This window comes from Saprospiraceae bacterium (assembly GCA_016713025.1).
In the GTDB taxonomy this organism is placed as follows: Bacteria; Bacteroidota; Bacteroidia; order Chitinophagales; family Saprospiraceae; genus OLB9.
The window spans coordinates 2,084,408-2,103,429 of record JADJPZ010000004.1 but is presented as its reverse complement, the minus strand read 5'-3'; the positions used below and the strand labels follow the sequence as shown (position 1 = coordinate 2,103,429).

Genomic DNA, 19,022 nt, shown 5'->3' with positions numbered 1-19,022 from the left:
ATAAATGCAATTAATGGTTTGATAAGAATCAATCTTCAAGCTTCAAAACCTGAAGGAAAGCTTTTTGTGGTACTTCTACGTTTCCGATTTGTCTCATCTTTTTCTTACCTTTTTTCTGCTTTTCCAGAAGTTTTCTCTTTCTTGATATATCTCCACCATAACATTTTGCTGTTACATCCTTCCTTAAAGCGGAGATGGTCTCTCGCGCGATGATCTTAGCACCAATTGACGCCTGAATAGCGATCATAAACTGTTGTTTTGGTAACAGCTCCCTCAATTTACCACACATCTTTCGACCTATGTATTCCGCTTTGGATCTGTGGACAAGAGAAGAAAGCGCATCGACAGGTTCACTATTCAATCTGATATCAAGCTTTACCAGATCGGATGCACGATAATCTATAGGATGGTAATCAAATGATGCATATCCTCTGGAAATTGATTTCAGCCTGTCATAAAAATCAAATACAATCTCTGCCAATGGCATTTCAAAGCTGATTTCTACTCTTTCAGGTGTGAGATAGGTTTGTCTGGTCAGAATACCTCTTTTCTCCATGCACAGCGTCATGATGGATCCGATATAATCTGGTTTCGTGATGACCTGTGCCCTGATGTAAGGCTCTTCGACCTTACTGAATAGGGTAGGATCAGGCAAATCATTGGGCGTATTGATTAAAGTTTTATTTCCTTTATGATCATACGAATAATAAGAAACGTTTGGAACTGTGGTAATCACTTCCTGGTCAAATTCACGCGATAATCTCTCCTGAATAATCTCAAGATGTAACATGCCCAAAAAACCACATCTGAAACCAAATCCCAGTGCTATAGAAGATTCTGGTTCAAATACTAATGAGGCATCATTTAGCTGAAGCTTTTCAAGACTATCCCTCAAATCTTCAAAGTCTTCATTCTCAATAGGATAAATCCCGGCAAAAACCATCGGTTTGACCTCCTCGAAACCTACAATGGCAGATTCACACGGTTGATCATGGTGAGTGATAGTGTCCCCAACCTTTATTTCTTTTGATTCTTTTATTCCTGTGATGATGTAGCCCACATTACCTGCTGACAGCTCATCTTTGGGTACCTGGCTCATCTGTAAGATACCTATTTCATCAGCATTGTAATTTTTTCCAGTATTAAAGAATCTGACTTTATCTCCTTTTTTGATTGTTCCGTTCATGATCCTGTAGTAGGCTATGACTCCTCTGAAAGAATTGAACATGGAATCAAATATCAATGCTTGCAATGGTGCTTTAGGATCTCCTTTAGGGGCTGGGATTCTATCTACTACAGCCTTCATAAGATCTGGTATCCCGATTCCGGCTTTTCCACTTGCAAGGATAATTTCTTCTTTTTTACACCCAATCAATTCTATCACCTGGTCAGATACTTCGTCAATCATGGCTGATTCCATGTCTACTTTATTGAGTACAGGGATGATCTCAAGGTCATGCTCTATGGCAAGATAAAGGTTGGATATAGTTTGTGCCTGTATGCCTTGGGATGCATCCACCAATAGCAGTGCTCCTTCACAAGCCGCAATAGACCTTGACACCTCATAAGAAAAATCAACATGGCCCGGCGTATCTATCATATTGAAAGTGTACTGCTCGCCATCGGTGTGCGTATAATACATCTGTATGGCATGACTCTTTATGGTTATGCCACGTTCTCTTTCCAGATCCATATCATCGAGTGCCTGATCCTGCATATCTCTTTCTGAAATGGTCTTGGTAAACTCCAGCAATCTGTCCGAAAGGGTACTCTTACCGTGATCGATATGAGCAATCACACAAAAATTTCTTATATTTTTCATCGGCGCAAAGATATATAATTTTATCCTATACGTCAGATTATACTTAAAGTAAATTTAAATCATTGTGGATTGGCTCTGACCTAAACCTTTTGTAAGTTGTACATTCAATCAACGAAATGCAATTCATCCAGACACCCGGGAGAATTTTCGACTATGACTAAAGTTTCTTATTAAAACAAATGACTATTCTTTTTGGTTGATGATCTCAATGTTTTCATCTGCAAACAAAGGCAGTCCGGCATATTTCATCATGATCTGTATCACTGTCACCACATCTTTCTGACAATAGTTTACTATACGATCTATATCTTCGTCTTGCCAATATGTCTTACCCACCATGCTACCATCAATATCATCTTTTGGTGAAATGATACCCAGTACTGCAGCCAGAAGATTGAGAGATGTGTAATTTTTGTAATCTCCGAAGCGCCACATATCCATAGTGTCAAGAATGTGACTTGTCTGCCAGGGTTTTTTACCGCTGATATCAAGCAATGGCGGAAATCTCACTTGATTGATGACCATACGCCTGCAAATAAATGGGATATCAAATTCTTTAATATTGTGTCCGCAAATTCTGCTGTTTTCCGGATCGTTATAGTGATTGATCAGAAGACGACTAAAATCATTTAAAATCATTAGCTCGTCATCTCCGGCAAGTGACTTGATGCGGACAAATGCGGGCTCTCCGTCTTCATAATGTAAAAAACCCATGGAAATGCATACTACTTTTGCAAATTCTGAAAATATACCTGCTTTCAGGTCATATAGTTCCGAATCAGACATTTCTGCTTCCAAGGTTCCGCCATGTCTTCTGAGTTGACTGGCTTTCATTGTCCATAACTCCCTGATCTGATCAGGAGTAGATTGATATGACTCAAATGCTGGTACGGTTTCTATATCTACAAAAAGACACCTTTTTAAAAAATGTTTGTCCAAAAACATAGGAGTAAGGGTTTACACGGATAATTATGTAGTTGAAAATGCCTATTTTTACAATTTTTAGATAAAAGTACATAATATCTTAATACTTTTGTTACGTTATTGATAAAAATATAAAATTTTAAAGTTATGAACAACACACAATCAAAACAAAACCTCACTGCGATACTCATTGGCATCATTATTTTGCTGCTTGGAGCCGTAGGTTATTTATGGTATAACCTCAATAAGGTTACTGATAAGAGTCAGGTGCAACAGACAGAAATGATGGAACTCCAGAAAGTGCAGGCTGAACTGGATCAGGACTATCAGGCTGCATTGGAAAGTCTCGAAGAGATGAGAGGCAGCAATACGCAACTTAATGCTCTGATAGATAGTCAAAAAGAAGAGCTTAAAGCACAAAAAGAAAAAATCAATGGATTGATCTGGACAAAAAAGGAATTGGATAAGGCGAGGACTGAAATTAAGACCCTAAATGCTAATGTAGCAAAGTATTTGGCCGATATTCAGCAGCTCAAGGAAGAAAATAAAATTCTATCTGAAGATAATACCAAACTTACTCAAAGTCTTGAATCTGAAGTAAAAGCCAAAGAGGGTGTGATTGAAGAAAGAAATACCCTAACTCAGGAAAAGGAAAACCTTTCCAAAACCAATGCAGCTCTGGGATCCAAAGTTGACATGGCAAATTCTATAAAAATCAACTTTATGGAAGTAAAAGGTTATGAAATAAAGGACGGAGGAAAGCTTAAGGAAAAAAGTAAGGCTAAAGATATACAGATGTTAAGAGTATGTTTTCTCACAGAAACCAATATGGTGACCCCGGCCGGGCAAAAGAAATTTTTTATAAGAATCATCAATCCCCAAGGTGAAACAGTGGCTGTAGATGATCAAGGTTCTGGCGTATTGACCAATAAGCTTGACAATTCGCAGGTCAGATATACAACATCGGGAGAAATCGCTTACAAAAATGAAGATACCAATGCTTGTATTGACTGGACACTTCCAAATGCTTTGGTAAAAGGTGAACACAAGATTGAAATGTACAACAATGGATTCTTGGTTGGTAAAGGTCAGTTCAAGTTGAAATAGATTGTTGAGCTTTGACCTCACGATAATGAAATTTGTGTTTTCTTAGTCTGATACTTGTAATGATGAAAAAAAAAGCCACCTGAGAATTAAGGTGGCTTTTTTGTTTGGTATTAACTTTGTGTCTAAAACTCTTCAGGTTGTTGACCCCATTGTTCCGGCGATCTCCATAATGATGAAAGCAGCAATTCCCTGATGAAGAAAAATTCTTTAGGAAGCTTATTGTAAAATGTAGAGAAAAGTTCTTCATGTGATAATAATTCTTTCTTCCATGGCTCCCTGTCTATAGTCATGATCTTGTCGAACTGTTCGTGACTGAAATCAAGACCATTCCAATCGATATCCTTGTATCTTGGTACCCAGCCTATCGGACTTTCCACTCCGGATGCCTTACCATTGATACGTCCCACAATCCATTTAAGGACTCTCATGTTTTGTCCGAATCCCGGCCATGCAAATTTTCCGTTTTCATCTTTTCTGAACCAGTTTACATTAAATATCCTTGGAGCATCGGGTAGATTGCGCCCAAACTGTAGCCAGTGATTGATATAATCACCAATATTGTATCCCATAAAAGGTAACATTGCAAATGGGTCTCTTCTTACAACGCCTTGTGCTCCAAATGCCGCTGCAGTGGTTTCACTACCCATAGTTGCAGCTGTGTAGACTCCAAAATTCCAATTGAATGATTGATAAACCAAAGGAATACCTGATGCGCGACGACCACCAAAAAGGAATGCTTTGATTGGAACACCATTAGGATTATCCCAGTTTTCATCTACGGCAGGGTTAGCTTGTGCAGGCGCAGTAAACCGGCTATTGGCATGAGCAGCTGGTTTGCCACTATTCTTATCATATGGTTCGCCATGCCAGTCTATAAGTCCATCCGGTACTTCTTTTGTCATTCCTTCCCACCAAACATCTCCGTCTGGAGTGACACCCACATTGGTAAAAATAGTATTGGCTTTTATAGATTCCATAGCATTGGGATTAGTCTCATAATTGGTCCCTGGTGCTACACCAAAGTAACCACTTTCAGGGTTTATGGCTATGAGCTGCCCACTTCTATCTCTGTGTATCCATGCTATGTCATCGCCCACTGTGGTGATTTTCCAACCATCGAGTTCTTTTGGTGGTATCAACATGGCAAAATTGGTCTTGCCACAAGCGCTTGGGAATGAAGCTGCCAAATAAGTTTTTTTCTTCTCAGGTGACTCTACGCCCATGATAAGCATGTGTTCAGCAAGCCAGCCTTCTTCCTGCGCCATCACGGATGCTATACGCAGGGCAAAACATTTTTTGCCAAGAAGCGCATTTCCTCCATAACCGCTACCATATGAGATGATGAGTCTTTCTTCAGGGAAATGTGTGATGTATTTTTCCTGGTTACAAGGCCACTTTACATCTTCTTGTCCGGGATATAAAGGTGCTCCTAAAGTATGTATACACTTTACATATTCGCCTTTATCTATATAATGCAATGCCTGATTACCCATCCTTGTCATAATTTTCATATTGACCACTACATACTCGGAATCAGTGATTTCGACACCATAACGGGAATATGGAGAACCTAATGGGCCCATACAGAAAGGAATGACGTACATGGTTCTACCTTTCATGCATCCTTTCATCAGTCTGTTGAGTATAGCTTTCATATCGTCTGGTTCCATCCAGTTGTTAGTAGGGCCGGCATCATCTTTTTTTCTGCTGCAGATAAAAGTTTTGTCTTCTACTCTGGCTACATCACTCGGATCACTAAAACATGCATAACTATTAGGTCTTTTAGATGGGTTCAATTTTATAAAAGTACCCTTATCAACCAGCATTTGGCAGAAATGATTGTATTCATCATCTGATCCATTGCACCAATATACCTTATCGGCCTCAAAATATGAAGACATATTTTCTACCCAGGTATTAAGATCTGTTTTTGAAGAGGCTATTCCACCTCCTAAAGACGCTGTTTTGCTCATGATTTTTTTAATTTTTGATTACACAACAAATGTAAAGCAAATTTCTTTTCCAATGTCGATGAAATGACTTTTATCATTTTTGGCCTTTATAATATTAGTTATCACAACTGATGCGACAATAATAATTAGTATAGCAATTATGTTTTCTGAAGAATTATTGATAATATTTTAGTAAATAACTAATGAATTATTCTGAAAGAAGATAATATATATGTGTGTTACAGAATATAATTTTGATTTGGTGTATTAATGATATGCATCTTTGTGGAAATAGTTTTTATTTCAAATTAAAATTCATCAAAAGTTTTTTTATGAATCAAAATAGGATTATTCTTTTCAGGAATATCAGAAAAGTATTTTATAAATTATTAACCATTTTTATTCATAGTGCTATGTAAAATGCAGGGTTTTATTGATTTAACAAGATGATCTAAATCATTTATTTTCTAAGGATGATATAGAATTTTCTATTTAAAAGCAAAAAAAATCAAAATATTAGCTCTATTATTTCAAAAACTCCTTTATTAAATTATTGACTTCTTTTGACTTTTCAAACATCACAAAGTGACCTGCTTTATTGATCATGTGAAATGTGCAATCAGGCATTTTTTCTGAACCCGCTTTCGCGTATTTTTTCGTTGGGCCACCATTCAAAAATCTATTGGGTATAAGGTTGTCATTAGTTCCGAAAATGCATATAGTAGGCTTTTGTACCTTGGCTAAAAAATCAAAAACAGGACTATCCACCATGGCATGGACTCCTTGTGTGACGTGATAACAATATTCATTAAAATCGGAGGCAGTTCTGATCTTTATGCGATCATCTATCATAAACTGAGCATCATCCGGCATGTCATAAAAATTATAAGCATAATTGACTCTGATCTGCTCAACTGTGGTTAATCTAACGCCATCTACTGTCATCACATCCCGAAACCACTGCCTTTGCCCTTTATTAAAGGTTTCAAAACCTGCAGGAGCAATAAGGATGAGTTTTGATACCAGTTTGGGATATTTTAAGGCTGTAGAGATGGCTATTTGCCCTCCCATAGAGTGTCCGGCTATGATCACTCTATTGATATTCATTTTTTTACAAAATTCAGATATGGCATCAGCATAAAAGTCCATAGAAATTTTGTAGTTTCCTTTGGATGATTTTCCATAACCAGGCAGATCGATAGCAATACATCTGTAATGTGTTTTTAACTCTTCGATATTTTTCTTCCAAGCAGGAATATATGATGCCAGCCCGTGAATGAACAGAATAGTCTCCTCGCCTTTGCCGTGATCGGTATAAGCCAGTTCAATATCACCATCAAGTGTAAGCATTTTTTCCGACATGCCATAATCCATGTCTTTCATGCTGAACGTTTGATTCTGAGCCTGGTTGACTCCAGCTATCATCATGAGTAGTGCCAAAAATGTATATTTCATCTTATTCATCATTTTTAAAAAATCAACCATTTAAGACATACAAAACCCATCCACGGATTTACTGGACGGGATGCAACATTGCCATTGGTCAGTTTGCTATCGTAAAAATCACCCAATCCCATGTAAGCGCCATGAGCTTCGACGGTCAGAAATGCTCCGAAATCATAGCCCAGCTTCCCATTCACTTCCCAACCCATAAAATTGCCACCACCATTCGGCGCAATGGTCGAAAATCCTGTGGCGCCACCAATCTTGGAATGAAGTTTATTGGGAATCAAATCCTTAGATATGTTGAATGTGCCACCAGCAATGCCGTAACCCATATTGGAAATGTCAGTTACAGCTGCAACGAAGCGGTTGACAACATTGCCATGCGGAAACAAAAGGTAACCTCCGTGACCTATAAAAATACCACCGGGACTTCCCCAGGTATTGGAGGTGATTACACCGTTATATTTTTTATCAGCGATACCATTGGCGTCACCACTGGTAAAGAGAACGTCTGCTGTCACCGCATCACCTGTAGTCTGACCATACCGATATCCTGCTCGAAGATTAGCTGCTAATCCGCCTATCGATACTGATTTGGTGTATGTGGTACTATTAATATTTTTTTGACAGACAGACCCAAGGTTGTAATTGATAAATCCTGAACCAAACCATCGGTCCAGCATCATTTCTTCGTTTCTGGAGAAGTATGCACCCAGCCAAAACACATTGGACCTGTACGGGTCTGCACCGATGGGAAATCTAAAAGTACCGTTATATGTAGTTAGGGGACTTGCATAACCTTGTCCGAGTATGCTCACACCACCTGCGCCTGACGAATTGTCTTTGATCCAGTAAGCAGAGGCTCCTACGTTCCATTTTGGTGAGATGCTCATCTGGTGATTGATTTCAAAGAGGGTGACATCATCATTGAGTTCTACATTATTTTCATAAAGCTTATAGAAGCCTGCTTTTGTTTTATGATAGTCAGTTTGCCTTCTTACACTGATACCTACACCATCGGTACCAAAGTAAGCCAGTCTATATCCTGTAGTTGTGAATTTGTCAAAAAAAGTCCGATACAAATCATGCGGTGTATCAAATAATCGCTGTAATCCCACATTGACAGTCCAGTTTTTTGCAGGAACAAACTCAACTTCCAGATTTTGAGTTTGCAGGTTGACCTGATCTGCTGAAATGGCTGAGCCAAAATTACCTCCGGTTCCATAAGCTACATCACCCCATGTCCAGTCTATCTCAAATGATGCCCTTAAAGTTGCCTTTCCATCAAAAATACTTGGTGTATAGATGAAAAAAGGTAAGGCTCTTTGTTCTGCATAGAGTGCAGTGAAGTCATTGGATGTGGTGGTCGTATTGGAACCAAATAGTCTACCAACGATCTGACCTTTAAGGAAGTCATTTTCAGGAGCGATATTCATGGCTACATTCTGTTGGTAGAAAAATACGTAAGCCTGCAATTGCTTATTTGCTTTGGTTGGCAATGATTTGTCAAATCCTTTAAAACCATCTTGCCCTGATTCCTGACTTAAAAGGAAGTGAGGAATCGCAAAAAATATCATAATTATAAAAAATTTATTCATCTGTAAATTTTTATGTGTGTTTCATAATGGTCAGGTGGTACCCTTTTTGATAGAATTTCACGCTGCGGTTTTACAAAACGATATTAACTTAAACCAAACAGAAAATTGAATGCGCAAATTCAAAATCATAATTATTTAGTTTTCAGTTTATTATAATTTAAATTTTAAATTTTTTGTAGAATATTTTCTGTCACTATAAAATGACTGAAGAGAGAAGTAAGTCTTCTCTCTTGTCATTCTTCATAAGCCACAATTATTTTACTCTAACATAATTTTGAACATTGTTTTTTGCAAAAGCTCCGCCGGATGTGCTTCCAAAACCTCCTGCCGGGGTTGGCGCTGTTACTCCTGCTATGGTTGGCTGTGTTTGAGCAACTTCGTATTGCATTTTGGTTTTATCAGCAGAGACTTCGAGTATACCTTCGGAAGTGAGTGCCGTAGGCATTGTTTGATTGAGTTTTATGGTGTAAATATTACCCACACTGGATTTTGTTTGTGCATAAGTACCTGTCAAGACTACCTTAGCACCGTTTTTCCAGCTATCTACGGTGTAAGTGTTATTTGCTTTAAAATCAGCAATGATAGAGTCGGCAAAATTTGCCAGAATCGGTGCTACAGGAAAGGATTTCCATTTGCCTTGAACGCCTTCAAGACAAGAAGTACATATACCACCACAGTCTATATCAGTCTCGTCCTGATTTTTGATACCATCTGAACACGTGCCTTTTTCTTCTTCCTTACCGCAGCTCATCATAATAATGGATGCAAACAGCATCATCAATCCAAAAATTTTTAATGATTTCATTTTTACTTGATTTTAATTAATTAATAAATTTTATAAACCTTTTAGAGATTTCCTGTCTATCTTGCCACTGTCTGTTTTTGGCAATTGGTCTAAAAAAACAAAGTACTTGGGTACCTTGAATTTAGCTAAATTACTAATGCAGGTTGATTTTACCATTTCTTCTGTCAAATCCGGTGATCCTGCAATAAAAGCTTTTCCTACTTCTCCCCATTTCTCATCCTTTACACCAATGACGGCACATTCTGAGATGTTGGGCATCTTTCTCAATACTCGTTCTATCTCGGCCGGATATACATTTTCTGCACCGCTGATGTACATATTTTTCAGTCGATCTACTATAAACAAATATTTGTCCTCATCTTCTATAACAATGTCTCCGGTTTTGAACCATACACCATCATCCGAAAATGCAGAACTGGTGGCAGCTTCGTTACGCCAGTAACCAGGTGTCACCATAGGGCCACGAAGCCATAGCTCACCGGCTTCATTTGGAGCACAATCATCTCCATGTTCATTGATGATACGGTGTTGTACATAAAAGTTAGGTCTTCCGATACTTCCTTTTTTTCTGATGGCATCATCCTGGTGAAGAGATGTCAGATTTGGACCTACTTCAGTCATACCATACCCTTGTCTGATGGCTACACCTTTGCGGCCGAATGTTTCGATCAGAGGTATAGGCATTGACTCACCACCTACTATAATGTAATCCAGCATACTAAGGTCGGTCTCAATAAATGTACTTTCCTGAGTCATCATGGAGAGCATAGTTGGAACTCCCATAAAAATATTGCATTTTTGAAAAGCGAGCTCTCTCAAGACAGTTTCGGATTCAAATTTTCTAAACAAACAAGTATACGCGCCATGATGTAAAAAAGGTAGTAGCAATACATTCCAACCTCCGGTGTGAAAAGGAGGCATAACATTGAGTGTCCTGCTTTCTGTGGTCAGTTTTAGAGAAATGGATGTATTGATACTATTCCAAAAAGCCATTTTATGCGTATATCTTACCCCTTTTGGCTTTCCTGTAGTACCTGAAGTGTATATTATAAACAATGAATCATTCTCATCTACATCCATTAAAAGCATTTCGTCAGATGATTGCATTTCTTCAAGAATCGAAAAGTTGTATTTAAGATGCTCAAACTCTTTACTTACTGAGTCTATATATTTTTCGGTGGCTAAGACCATCTTTGGCTCAGCATCATGAATTATTTCACTGATTTCAGGTGTTGAAAGTCTATAGTTCATAGGAACAATAGCAAATCCCAGTTTTTGAGCTGCAGAAAATAGTGCAATGTAGTCAATGGAGTATTCTGCCAGTACCGCAATTCTATCTCCTTTCCGGATAAGGTAGGCATCATGAAGTCTTTGTGCAATTCCATTAGCTTTACGATTTAGAAATGCGAAACTGATATCTTTACCGCTGTCATGTTCTTTGACCGCAATCTTATCAGGGCTGTATAGCGCCCATCTGGATATCCAATCTTGTTGCCACATTTGCATCAACGGTTTCTTTTACATTTTGAATAATGAAGCTCCGAATGCCAATCCTCCACCTGATCCCATAAAACAAATAATTTGCCCCGATTTTAAAAGACCTTTTTTCATCCACTCATCCAGAGCCATAGGAATACATGCCGATCCGGTATATCCATAGTAGTGCATGATGGTGGCGGCCTTTTTTCGATCTACTCCGAGAATATCTACTGTTTGAAATATCGAATTTATATTAATTTGGGTAAAAAAGAAATGATCTATGTCATCAACGGATATATTTGTTTTTTTGCATAGGTCGAGGATCATTTTGGACCATACTTCCGGATTGATTTGTGTAGGTATCTTTTGTACAAATTTGAGCTGATGATCATGATTTTTGATAACATTTTCAGTCACAGGAAGATGACTCGCTCCACCATATATTCCCATCCAGCTATTGTATTCTCCTCTGGTTGCCAATTTGCTGGCAAGGCATCCTTTATCTTCATGAGTGTGGCCTACTACCACTGCTCCTGCTCCATCTGCAAATAATGTGACAGTCTTTTTATCTGCTTTGTTGAGATATTTGCTCATGGTATATGCCCCAACTACAAGTGCATGATTGTACTGTTCGTCTGATTGGATGTACTTAGTAGCTATGTCCAGAGCAGTTACAAAACCAGCACAAGCTGTATTGACATCAAATGTTCCTGCATTGACGAGTTTAAGTCTGTCCTGAATGACAGATGCTGTGGATGGAGATATGTATTCGGGTGTATCCGTAGCAATGATGAGCAGGTCGATATCATCAGCCTGTAATCCTGCATTGTCTAATGCGATAATACAAGCCTTTTCAGCGAGATCTGCAGTGCTTTCACCTTCATTGCACCACCTTCTTTCATAAATCTGCACATGTTGTTGGAGCCAGGTATCCACATCTTCACCAAGTATGTCGTTGAAATAGCTGTTGGGTACAATATTGGTCGGAACATACGAACCAGTGCTGATGATGACAGCATTTCGTGTATTGACATTATGGTTTGGTTTAGGAGTACTCATACAGGCGTTTCCTTTTTTATAGGTTTTTTATAAGAATAATACAGCAGGCTTCCAACCAATAATGCTGAAATAATGGCTAAAGCTGCAGCTACAGCAGGGTTTTTTACTTGACCTGTTGTATAAGGAGTTAAAGATCCGTAGTACACTGTGAAATGTACAACAAATGCCGTAATAGCTGCTCCAATGGCCGCTTGTTTTGGTGTATCCTTTAAAAAGATGCCAAATAGTACAGGAACAAAAGCAGCAGAAAAGTATGCATAAACTCCGTTTTGAGCAAGAATTCCAACGCTTAGATTTGGGTACAGTAGTTGTTGATAGCTGACTGCAATAGCTATTAAAGCTAGTCCAACAATGACATATTTATTGACTTTAGAAATTTTTCGAGGCTGCTTTTGCCAGGACATAGCCGGTGCAATGATGTCATTAGAGATTGTTGTAGAAAGTGATTGTACGATACCTTCCAGTGTGGATAGGCCTGCAGATATTAGTCCTAATACAACCAAGATGCCAATACCAACAGAGAACTTTTTAACTACGTAGGCAGAAAGAATACCGTCCATTTTAATAGCGACTCCATTATTGATCAAATCCGGAAACATCATTCTTGCATAAAATCCTGCAAATAGTACTGCAAAAAACAAGGTTTCTACGACGATCGCTACTGTGAGGTATTTGTTGACATCCTGATCCGTTTTCAACATCAGGGATTTTGTGATGATGTGTGGCTGACAAACTATAGCAATGCCTACAATAAAATTGCAAACTATGACTTCAAACCAATCTCTGAACAAAGGACTGTTTTCATTAAAGGCAAGTGATAACTTTGGGTCAATAACATTGAGTTTAGTCCAAAATGCATCTACACCATTACTGAAATGTTCGTAGCCTGATGTAAGTAAGATGACAGCCACTATTATCATAAGAATAGCCTGTATAGTATTGGTATAAACCATTGAATTGGCACCACCGAACATCGTATATCCAAAAACAAAAACAACCAATATGATCAGGACTACAAGCTCATCAGCGTTGAGCGCACTTGAAATTACTTTGGTCAATCCGACGCATATCAAAACGATAAATGTGATCAGTAACAGAGAGACTGACGCCATAAAATAGGAAAAAAACTTACTGTCATACCTTGTGCCCACCCACTGAGCCATCGTCAATGCTTTGATACTTGCCCCATACTTTCTGAAACTCTTGCTCAGGATGATCAATGATATGAACAAACCTATAGGCAAAACCACCGACATTGCTAAAAAGGCACTCCAGCCATAAAGGGCGACAAATCCCGGATTGATGATAAATGTAGCTGCACTGGTGATGCTGGCTGCCAAAGATAGCCCTACGATCACAGGCGAAAAACCGATACCTAAGGCAAAATCCTTGATGTCCTTGGTTTTAGTGGCACCACGATATACTATATATACTGTGATGGCAGCATATATTAGCAATAGCATCAATGTCGCTTGCGCAAAGCTCATGTCTTTTGTCTTTTTATGAATTTGGATGGCAATATCATGCTTTATTAAATAATATATTTGGTCTAATTATAATAATTGTAATGTGACAATGGTTTAATGATATTTATAATAAATTGAATATAAAGATAATAGAATCATTTAATTTGGTGTGATTATGTGATATGTGCCGTATTTTATTTTGAATTTTGTAGTATTGTTATATGTCACTTCCATACTTTTGTCCTTGATTTTATTTCTTTTTCTTAATTAATATATTTATCATGAGATCATTAGAAGGAAAAGTGGCTATTGTCACAGGAGGTTCGTCAGGATTAGGTAAGGCAACTATATTGAAGTTTGCTGAATTAGGCGCTACTGTTATCAATTGGGACATAAATGCCGAAAGGGGTGCAGCTTTAAGGGATGAATTGATAAAGGAAAGCCACAAAGCTGCATTTTATAAAGTAAATACAACTGACATCCATTCAATATCTGAGGCGGTGGATGATATCATTTCTAAATATGGAGTCATAGATATTTTGGTCAATAACGCTGGAATAACCCGTGATGCTACCATGCAAAAGATGACCTCAGACCAATGGCAGCAAGTAATTGACATCAATCTCACAGGTGTATTCAACTGTACTAAAGCTGTGGTGCCACATATGGTGCAAAAAGGCTTCGGTCGTATCATCAGTATTTCATCAGTGGTAGGACTTTACGGCAATTTTGGGCAGACTAACTATGCGGCAGCCAAAGCCGGTGTGATAGCTATGACACAAACCTGGGCTAAAGAATTGGGTCGAAAAGGTATAAACGTAAATGCTGTGGCACCGGGTTTTATTCATACTGAAATACTCAATGCAATGCCAGATGAAGTTATTGAAAAAATGAAAGCCAAAGTACCTCTTCAAAGACTTGGAAAACCGGAAGATATCGCCAATATCAATGCTTTTTTGGCATCAGATGAAGCAGATTATATCAATGGAGCTACTATTTCTGTTGATGGCGGTATCACTTTGTAATCAGGAATGAAAGTTGAAAAAGAAGCTAATTAAGTTTACCGGGTTTGCATCTAAAGTCCTGCCTTTAGAGGCTGATTTTTTGGAATATTTTCAAAAATTTGAAGATCTGGAGAAACAGTCCATATTAAATAATATAATCCGGCAAGCAAAAAATGGATCAAATGTAGATTTTGAGACCACTGTTGATAAACGAAAATACAGTTACGTCAAAACCTGGTGCGAGCAGTTGCTTCAAAATCTGGACGTGGATTATAATCTTGAAAGATTACTTAATTGGGAAAAGCAAATAATGACAGATAGCTTATCTATCAAAGATGATAAAGAGTTACTGAAATTATTCAGTAAAACAAATTCTTCTGATTTTAATTTTCTCAAAATATATGAAATTGGAAGATATTACAGACACTATCTTCAGATAAGACTGCGATATAAAGATTATCAACTAATCCATCAGTTTTTACAAAAATATAGAACGGATTATGAATTCTCCAGACTTGTCAATGACAAACTGCATGAAACAACAAACGAAATCATAACGGATTATAGTCAAAAAAGCAGTGTGACAAGTCATGACTCTTTGACATGGCTTGCCACACTTTTCTACAATGAAAATCTGGATGGCTACAACAGATTGCTTGCATGGGTCAGAATAATATTTATAGCACACAACAAGAGGCAATATGACTCACTTGCGGAAATGTTTATTCATTTTGAGACTTTGATTGGTTCCGGAAAACTATATTCCAGAAGGATCATTACAAATTTTTACAGCCAATATCTTTTATATTATGCAGCAAAACGAGACTTTGTAAAAGCTGCTAATTATGGCTATTTGTCCATCAAAGAAAAAAACAATGACTACTTATATTATATCAATAATCTTGCAGCGGTTTTATTACGTGCCCAAAGACCAGGTGAGGCCCTTGATGTTCTCAAAGAGTCCAATACGGTAGCTAAAGAATCTCTCAATTTTCACAATCGGATTGGTCATGTTGCATATCATATTTTTGGACTGATTGATAGTGGAAAATCCAAACAAGCCGAAAATCAAGCATTCGTATTTCTGACTGCCTTCAAGAAAGAAATTTTGGAAAATCGCTGGCACTTGTTTTTTACAGCTTATATTAAGGCTATGCTTCTAAATGGCAATTATGCTGGTGTACTTAAGGTCAATAACCATTTTAGGTTGAAGGATCGGGATTTAAAATATCGGGAAAGCGCAAATTATTCAGCATCCATTCCATGGATGTGCCAACTCGCAATGTATAAGAACGGAGACGCAACACTAGTATCTTTACTTGCAGTTTTATCTGAACTTAAGACAATCAATATCAAATATTACAACACAAATATCACACAAGATGATCTTTTGGCTTTGACTAAAGTTGTACTAAAGGATGATTTTGTGAAATTGGGATTGTGATAGCCATATCACATCTGAATTTAACTCATATTAAACCCACATTATTTAATCTAATTCAAGGGGTAAAAGTCACCATTGTGTAACTCAATATGGATGATTATTTTCATACCACATGGATATTATATACAATGTTATAAGTAATTTTCAAGAAAATGTGATTAAAAATATGGCTAGGACTGCCACGATAAAACCGGCTATTTTATACACATTGATGCTCTCTCTGAATATAAAGATGCCATATAAAGATGCCAGTAATAAGACTCCTGCATTGTTTACAGGAAATACCACTGAACCTTCAAGTCCCTGCTGTAAAGCGAGAAAAAGAAGATAGATACTGAAAAAATTAGGGATACCCAATCCTATGCCTGCTATCACATTTTTAATGGCAAATTTTGTCTTTCCCATTATCATCTGGTAGGCTAAAAATACGCTTCCCGTGAGAGCCGCAAAAAGAAATAAACTGGCTACAAACTCATGGTCCCCATTCCGGACATAGCCATTTTTTTCTATGAGGAAGATGGCTATGTCTATCATGCACGAACCCAAAAAAGTGAGTAAAGGAAAAAGGAGACCGGAAGTCGGCTTTGTAAGCCCGGAATCTGATGTTTTTTTATTGTAACTCAATAACAAGATGGCAATCAATGCAGAAGCAATACCAGCCCACTTCATTAAACCTGATTTTTCATTGAACCAAATAATGGCAATCAGAGCAGGTGCTATCAGCGATATTTTCTGAAAAATGGTGGAGATCATCACACCGGATTTTTGAACAGTGGTGGCCATGATGTTAAATACCAAAATAAAAAGCATACCAAGTAAAATGGCGTATGTAAACCATGATTTTTCTGTAAGTGTATCGGGTATAGGATTTTTCATAAATGTGACTGCAGCAGTAGCAACACAAACATAGTAATTGACCACAATAGCTTGGAAATTGTCAATTTTATATTTTTCGAAAAGCTTAAATATCACACCTATCAATGAGTTCAGTATGACGCACAAGATGAGGGTTAACATAGAAAAGCTATTTGGTTAATAAATAAAGGGAAGATGGATGTACTTTGAATACAAAAGTATCACATGCTGCAACAAATCCCTCTCCATCGAGATGGTAATAGCCTGCATCATCTGTTTTAATTACAATCTCATTACAGCGGATGATTTGAACTACACCACTTTTGTGCAGTAATTTTAAGAACATAAGGACAGCAGTACCAAAATATCTGAATATCGGCGCTTTTCTTATTAAAACAACATCAAATAGACCATCATTCATTTTGGCGTCAGGTGCTATACTAAAATCATATCCATACATAGATCCGTTTGCGACCGCGATTATCGCATAATCACCTGTCTCCTCTTTTTCTGAAGTGGTGATGGTTAGATTCATATATTGAAAATGAATACTTTCCTTCATTGTAGCCACAAAATAGGGGAAAAAGCCGCGTTTTTTATTTTTTTTTGTCAAAAATGCCACTTTCGCATCCAAACCGAGACCAGCCACATTGATAAAAAACTGATCGTTTAGGCTTCCTGTGTCGATACATATTTTGTAAGCATCATTAAGTAATTTTATAGCTTTGATGATGTCCCTTCTGATCCCTGTATGATAGGCAAACCCATTTCCTGAGCCTAATGGAATGATGCCCAATGCGGTTTTGGTATGTACAAGTGAGGACGCTACTTCATTGATCGTTCCATCACCACCGGCAGCAACGACTGCATAATAGTCATTGTCAGCGGCTTCTTTACTCAAAATTCTGGCATGCCCTGCACTTTCAGTAAAAACTATTTCCGGCTCAATACTTGATACATCAATGTATTCATTTATCAGCGCTTCAATGTCGATATTTTTTCTGACGCCTGAAAAAGGGTTAAGGATAAATCTGATTTTATGCTTCTGTTCCATAGTTACAAATCAAAGCCATTTATTTTCTTTGTACCATTGTACAGTCTCCCTTAGACCTGAAGGAAGGTCATATTTTGGCTCAAAATCTAAATCAGACTTCAAATTGCTAACATCGCAGTGCCAGCTTAAGGCTTTGATTTCGTTGACTTTATCCACATTAAAAATAGGGTAGGAGTCCCAGATACCAGCTGCTTTTTCTGTAACAAAGGCCAATCCTTTCATAAGGAATATCGGTATTTTGATCGTGATGCCTTTTTTCCCTATGATTTCTCTTATGAAACCACTTAATGCTGATCCGGTGTATACATGGCCGTCTGTGGCAAAATATGACTTATTGGTAGCTGGACTGATTGTTGCCTTCACAATCAGATTGACCAGATCTTTGACATATATAAATGTCAACTTCTGACCCAAAAGTGCGGGTTCCATTGCGATCCTGTTATTGATCATTTTGAAGACATTGTACAGATCTTTTTCTCCGGGACCATATACTGCCGTAGGCCTGATAATAATATATGGTATCTTTGATTGTGATTTGATGTATTTTTCAGCTTCCAGCTTACTTTTTCCATATTTGGTGACGGGATGAGGAGTCGATGTGTCTTTTACGATATTTTCTTGCTGAAAATCTGCCGGACCATACGCAGCGAGGCTACTTATAAGCACTAATTTTGTGATGTTAACACCTGCTTCATGGATTGCTGTGACGAGTTGGACGAGAAGCCCTTTATTTATTTTTAAAAACTCTTCATCAGAAGGTGATTTTGTCAAACCGGCATTGTGTATGATATAATCAAATTGATATTTTTAAATAAATCTACTAATTCTCTTTGATCATTATAATCTATTGGAACGATATGAACATTTAGTTCTTTAAGAGCGGTAGCATTGCTTTTTTTTCTTACCGCTGCGTATACATCAAGACCCTTATCTATAGCTTCCAGGACCAAAAATGAACCAATAAAACCATTGGCCCCTGTAATCAATACCTTTTTTTTCATTTGATT

Annotated in this window: 16 protein-coding genes; 3 read left to right on the top strand and 13 right to left on the bottom strand. The window is 37.7% G+C overall.

Translation table 11 applies throughout. From position 1 onward, the window contains the following. Nucleotides 1-28 precede the first annotated feature (28 nt). On the bottom strand, nucleotides 29-1,822 hold the full coding sequence (gene lepA / locus IPK35_15265) for an elongation factor 4 (GenBank protein MBK8054578.1): 1,794 nt from the start codon (nucleotides 1,820-1,822) through the stop codon (nucleotides 29-31). A gap of 183 nt (nucleotides 1,823-2,005) precedes the next feature. Beyond that, nucleotides 2,006-2,767 (bottom strand): ribonuclease H-like domain-containing protein, encoded by a 762-nt coding sequence (locus tag IPK35_15260; protein ID MBK8054577.1) that lies wholly within the window; start codon nucleotides 2,765-2,767, stop codon nucleotides 2,006-2,008. A 126-nt stretch (nucleotides 2,768-2,893) separates the two neighbouring features. Between IPK35_15260 and IPK35_15255 the strand changes: the two genes are divergently transcribed. Next, the gene (locus IPK35_15255) at nucleotides 2,894-3,853 is read left to right on the top strand and encodes a hypothetical protein (protein MBK8054576.1); all 960 of its coding nucleotides are present in this window, start codon (nucleotides 2,894-2,896) and stop codon (nucleotides 3,851-3,853) included. A 122-nt stretch (nucleotides 3,854-3,975) separates the two neighbouring features. Here the strand turns inward: IPK35_15255 and IPK35_15250 are convergent, their stop codons facing one another. The 7 genes from IPK35_15250 to IPK35_15220 form a co-directional block, all read right to left on the bottom strand. After that, nucleotides 3,976-5,826: a phosphoenolpyruvate carboxykinase (GTP) gene (locus tag IPK35_15250; protein ID MBK8054575.1), complete on the bottom strand. Its 1,851-nt coding sequence runs from the start codon at nucleotides 5,824-5,826 to the stop codon at nucleotides 3,976-3,978. Nucleotides 5,827-6,330: 504 nt separating this feature from the next. Beyond that, nucleotides 6,331-7,260: an alpha/beta hydrolase gene (locus IPK35_15245; protein MBK8054574.1), complete on the bottom strand. Its 930-nt coding sequence runs from the start codon at nucleotides 7,258-7,260 to the stop codon at nucleotides 6,331-6,333. A gap of 14 nt (nucleotides 7,261-7,274) precedes the next feature. Next, nucleotides 7,275-8,849, bottom strand: a complete 1,575-nt coding sequence (locus IPK35_15240) for a hypothetical protein (protein ID MBK8054573.1) — start codon at nucleotides 8,847-8,849, stop codon at nucleotides 7,275-7,277. Nucleotides 8,850-9,102: 253 nt separating this feature from the next. Beyond that, complete coding sequence (locus IPK35_15235; protein MBK8054572.1) at nucleotides 9,103-9,654, bottom strand: hypothetical protein; 552 nt, start codon at nucleotides 9,652-9,654, stop codon at nucleotides 9,103-9,105. A gap of 30 nt (nucleotides 9,655-9,684) precedes the next feature. After that, entirely contained in the window at nucleotides 9,685-11,154 is a 1,470-nt protein-coding gene (locus tag IPK35_15230) for an AMP-binding protein (protein ID MBK8054571.1), read from the bottom strand. 18 nt (nucleotides 11,155-11,172) lie between these two features. Then, the gene (locus tag IPK35_15225) at nucleotides 11,173-12,192 is read right to left on the bottom strand and encodes a ketoacyl-ACP synthase III (GenBank protein MBK8054570.1); all 1,020 of its coding nucleotides are present in this window, start codon (nucleotides 12,190-12,192) and stop codon (nucleotides 11,173-11,175) included. Next, nucleotides 12,189-13,679: a sodium:solute symporter gene (locus tag IPK35_15220; protein MBK8054569.1), complete on the bottom strand. Its 1,491-nt coding sequence runs from the start codon at nucleotides 13,677-13,679 to the stop codon at nucleotides 12,189-12,191. Before IPK35_15220 ends, IPK35_15225 begins: the two co-directional genes overlap by 4 nt. 260 nt (nucleotides 13,680-13,939) lie before the next feature. Between IPK35_15220 and fabG the strand changes: the two genes are divergently transcribed. Together fabG and IPK35_15210 are read left to right on the top strand one after the other, a co-directional pair. After that, complete coding sequence (gene fabG, locus IPK35_15215) at nucleotides 13,940-14,683, top strand: 3-oxoacyl-[acyl-carrier-protein] reductase (protein MBK8054568.1); 744 nt, start codon at nucleotides 13,940-13,942, stop codon at nucleotides 14,681-14,683. A gap of 13 nt (nucleotides 14,684-14,696) precedes the next feature. Beyond that, the gene (locus tag IPK35_15210; GenBank protein MBK8054567.1) at nucleotides 14,697-16,106 is read left to right on the top strand and encodes a hypothetical protein; all 1,410 of its coding nucleotides are present in this window, start codon (nucleotides 14,697-14,699) and stop codon (nucleotides 16,104-16,106) included. A gap of 144 nt (nucleotides 16,107-16,250) precedes the next feature. Here the strand turns inward: IPK35_15210 and IPK35_15205 are convergent, their stop codons facing one another. Genes IPK35_15205 through IPK35_15190 form a run of 4 tightly spaced genes read right to left on the bottom strand, consistent with a single transcriptional unit; the run spans nucleotide 16,251 to nucleotide 19,016 of the window. Next, nucleotides 16,251-17,123 (bottom strand): DMT family transporter, encoded by an 873-nt coding sequence (locus tag IPK35_15205; GenBank protein MBK8054566.1) that lies wholly within the window; start codon nucleotides 17,121-17,123, stop codon nucleotides 16,251-16,253. Nucleotides 17,124-17,130: 7 nt separating this feature from the next. Further along, nucleotides 17,131-18,015, bottom strand: coding sequence for a diacylglycerol kinase family lipid kinase (locus IPK35_15200; protein ID MBK8054565.1), 885 nt, complete (start codon nucleotides 18,013-18,015; stop codon nucleotides 17,131-17,133). A 9-nt stretch (nucleotides 18,016-18,024) separates the two neighbouring features. After that, nucleotides 18,025-18,786: an NAD(P)-dependent oxidoreductase gene (locus IPK35_15195; protein ID MBK8054564.1), complete on the bottom strand. Its 762-nt coding sequence runs from the start codon at nucleotides 18,784-18,786 to the stop codon at nucleotides 18,025-18,027. Beyond that, nucleotides 18,783-19,016: an NAD(P)H-binding protein gene (locus IPK35_15190; GenBank protein ID MBK8054563.1), complete on the bottom strand. Its 234-nt coding sequence runs from the start codon at nucleotides 19,014-19,016 to the stop codon at nucleotides 18,783-18,785. The genes IPK35_15195 and IPK35_15190 overlap by 4 nt, the downstream gene beginning before the upstream one ends. Nucleotides 19,017-19,022 lie beyond the last annotated feature (6 nt).

Coding starts and splice junctions, on each gene's coding strand:
- lepA (MBK8054578.1), bottom strand. CDS start 1,822: ATGAAAAATATAAGAAATTTTTGTGTGATTGCTCATATCGATCACGGT.
- IPK35_15240 (MBK8054573.1), bottom strand. CDS start 8,849: ATGAATAAATTTTTTATAATTATGATATTTTTTGCGATTCCTCACTTC.
- fabG (MBK8054568.1), top strand. CDS start 13,940: ATGAGATCATTAGAAGGAAAAGTGGCTATTGTCACAGGAGGTTCGTCA.
- IPK35_15220 (MBK8054569.1), bottom strand. CDS start 13,679: ATGAGCTTTGCGCAAGCGACATTGATGCTATTGCTAATATATGCTGCC.
- IPK35_15190 (MBK8054563.1), bottom strand. CDS start 19,016: ATGAAAAAAAAGGTATTGATTACAGGGGCCAATGGTTTTATTGGTTCA.
- IPK35_15235 (MBK8054572.1), bottom strand. CDS start 9,654: ATGAAATCATTAAAAATTTTTGGATTGATGATGCTGTTTGCATCCATT.
- IPK35_15250 (MBK8054575.1), bottom strand. CDS start 5,826: ATGAGCAAAACAGCGTCTTTAGGAGGTGGAATAGCCTCTTCAAAAACA.
- IPK35_15205 (MBK8054566.1), bottom strand. CDS start 17,123: ATGTTAACCCTCATCTTGTGCGTCATACTGAACTCATTGATAGGTGTG.
- IPK35_15225 (MBK8054570.1), bottom strand. CDS start 12,192: ATGAGTACTCCTAAACCAAACCATAATGTCAATACACGAAATGCTGTC.
- IPK35_15200 (MBK8054565.1), bottom strand. CDS start 18,015: ATGGAACAGAAGCATAAAATCAGATTTATCCTTAACCCTTTTTCAGGC.
- IPK35_15260 (MBK8054577.1), bottom strand. CDS start 2,767: ATGTTTTTGGACAAACATTTTTTAAAAAGGTGTCTTTTTGTAGATATA.
- IPK35_15230 (MBK8054571.1), bottom strand. CDS start 11,154: ATGTGGCAACAAGATTGGATATCCAGATGGGCGCTATACAGCCCTGAT.
- IPK35_15255 (MBK8054576.1), top strand. CDS start 2,894: ATGAACAACACACAATCAAAACAAAACCTCACTGCGATACTCATTGGC.
- IPK35_15245 (MBK8054574.1), bottom strand. CDS start 7,260: ATGAAATATACATTTTTGGCACTACTCATGATGATAGCTGGAGTCAAC.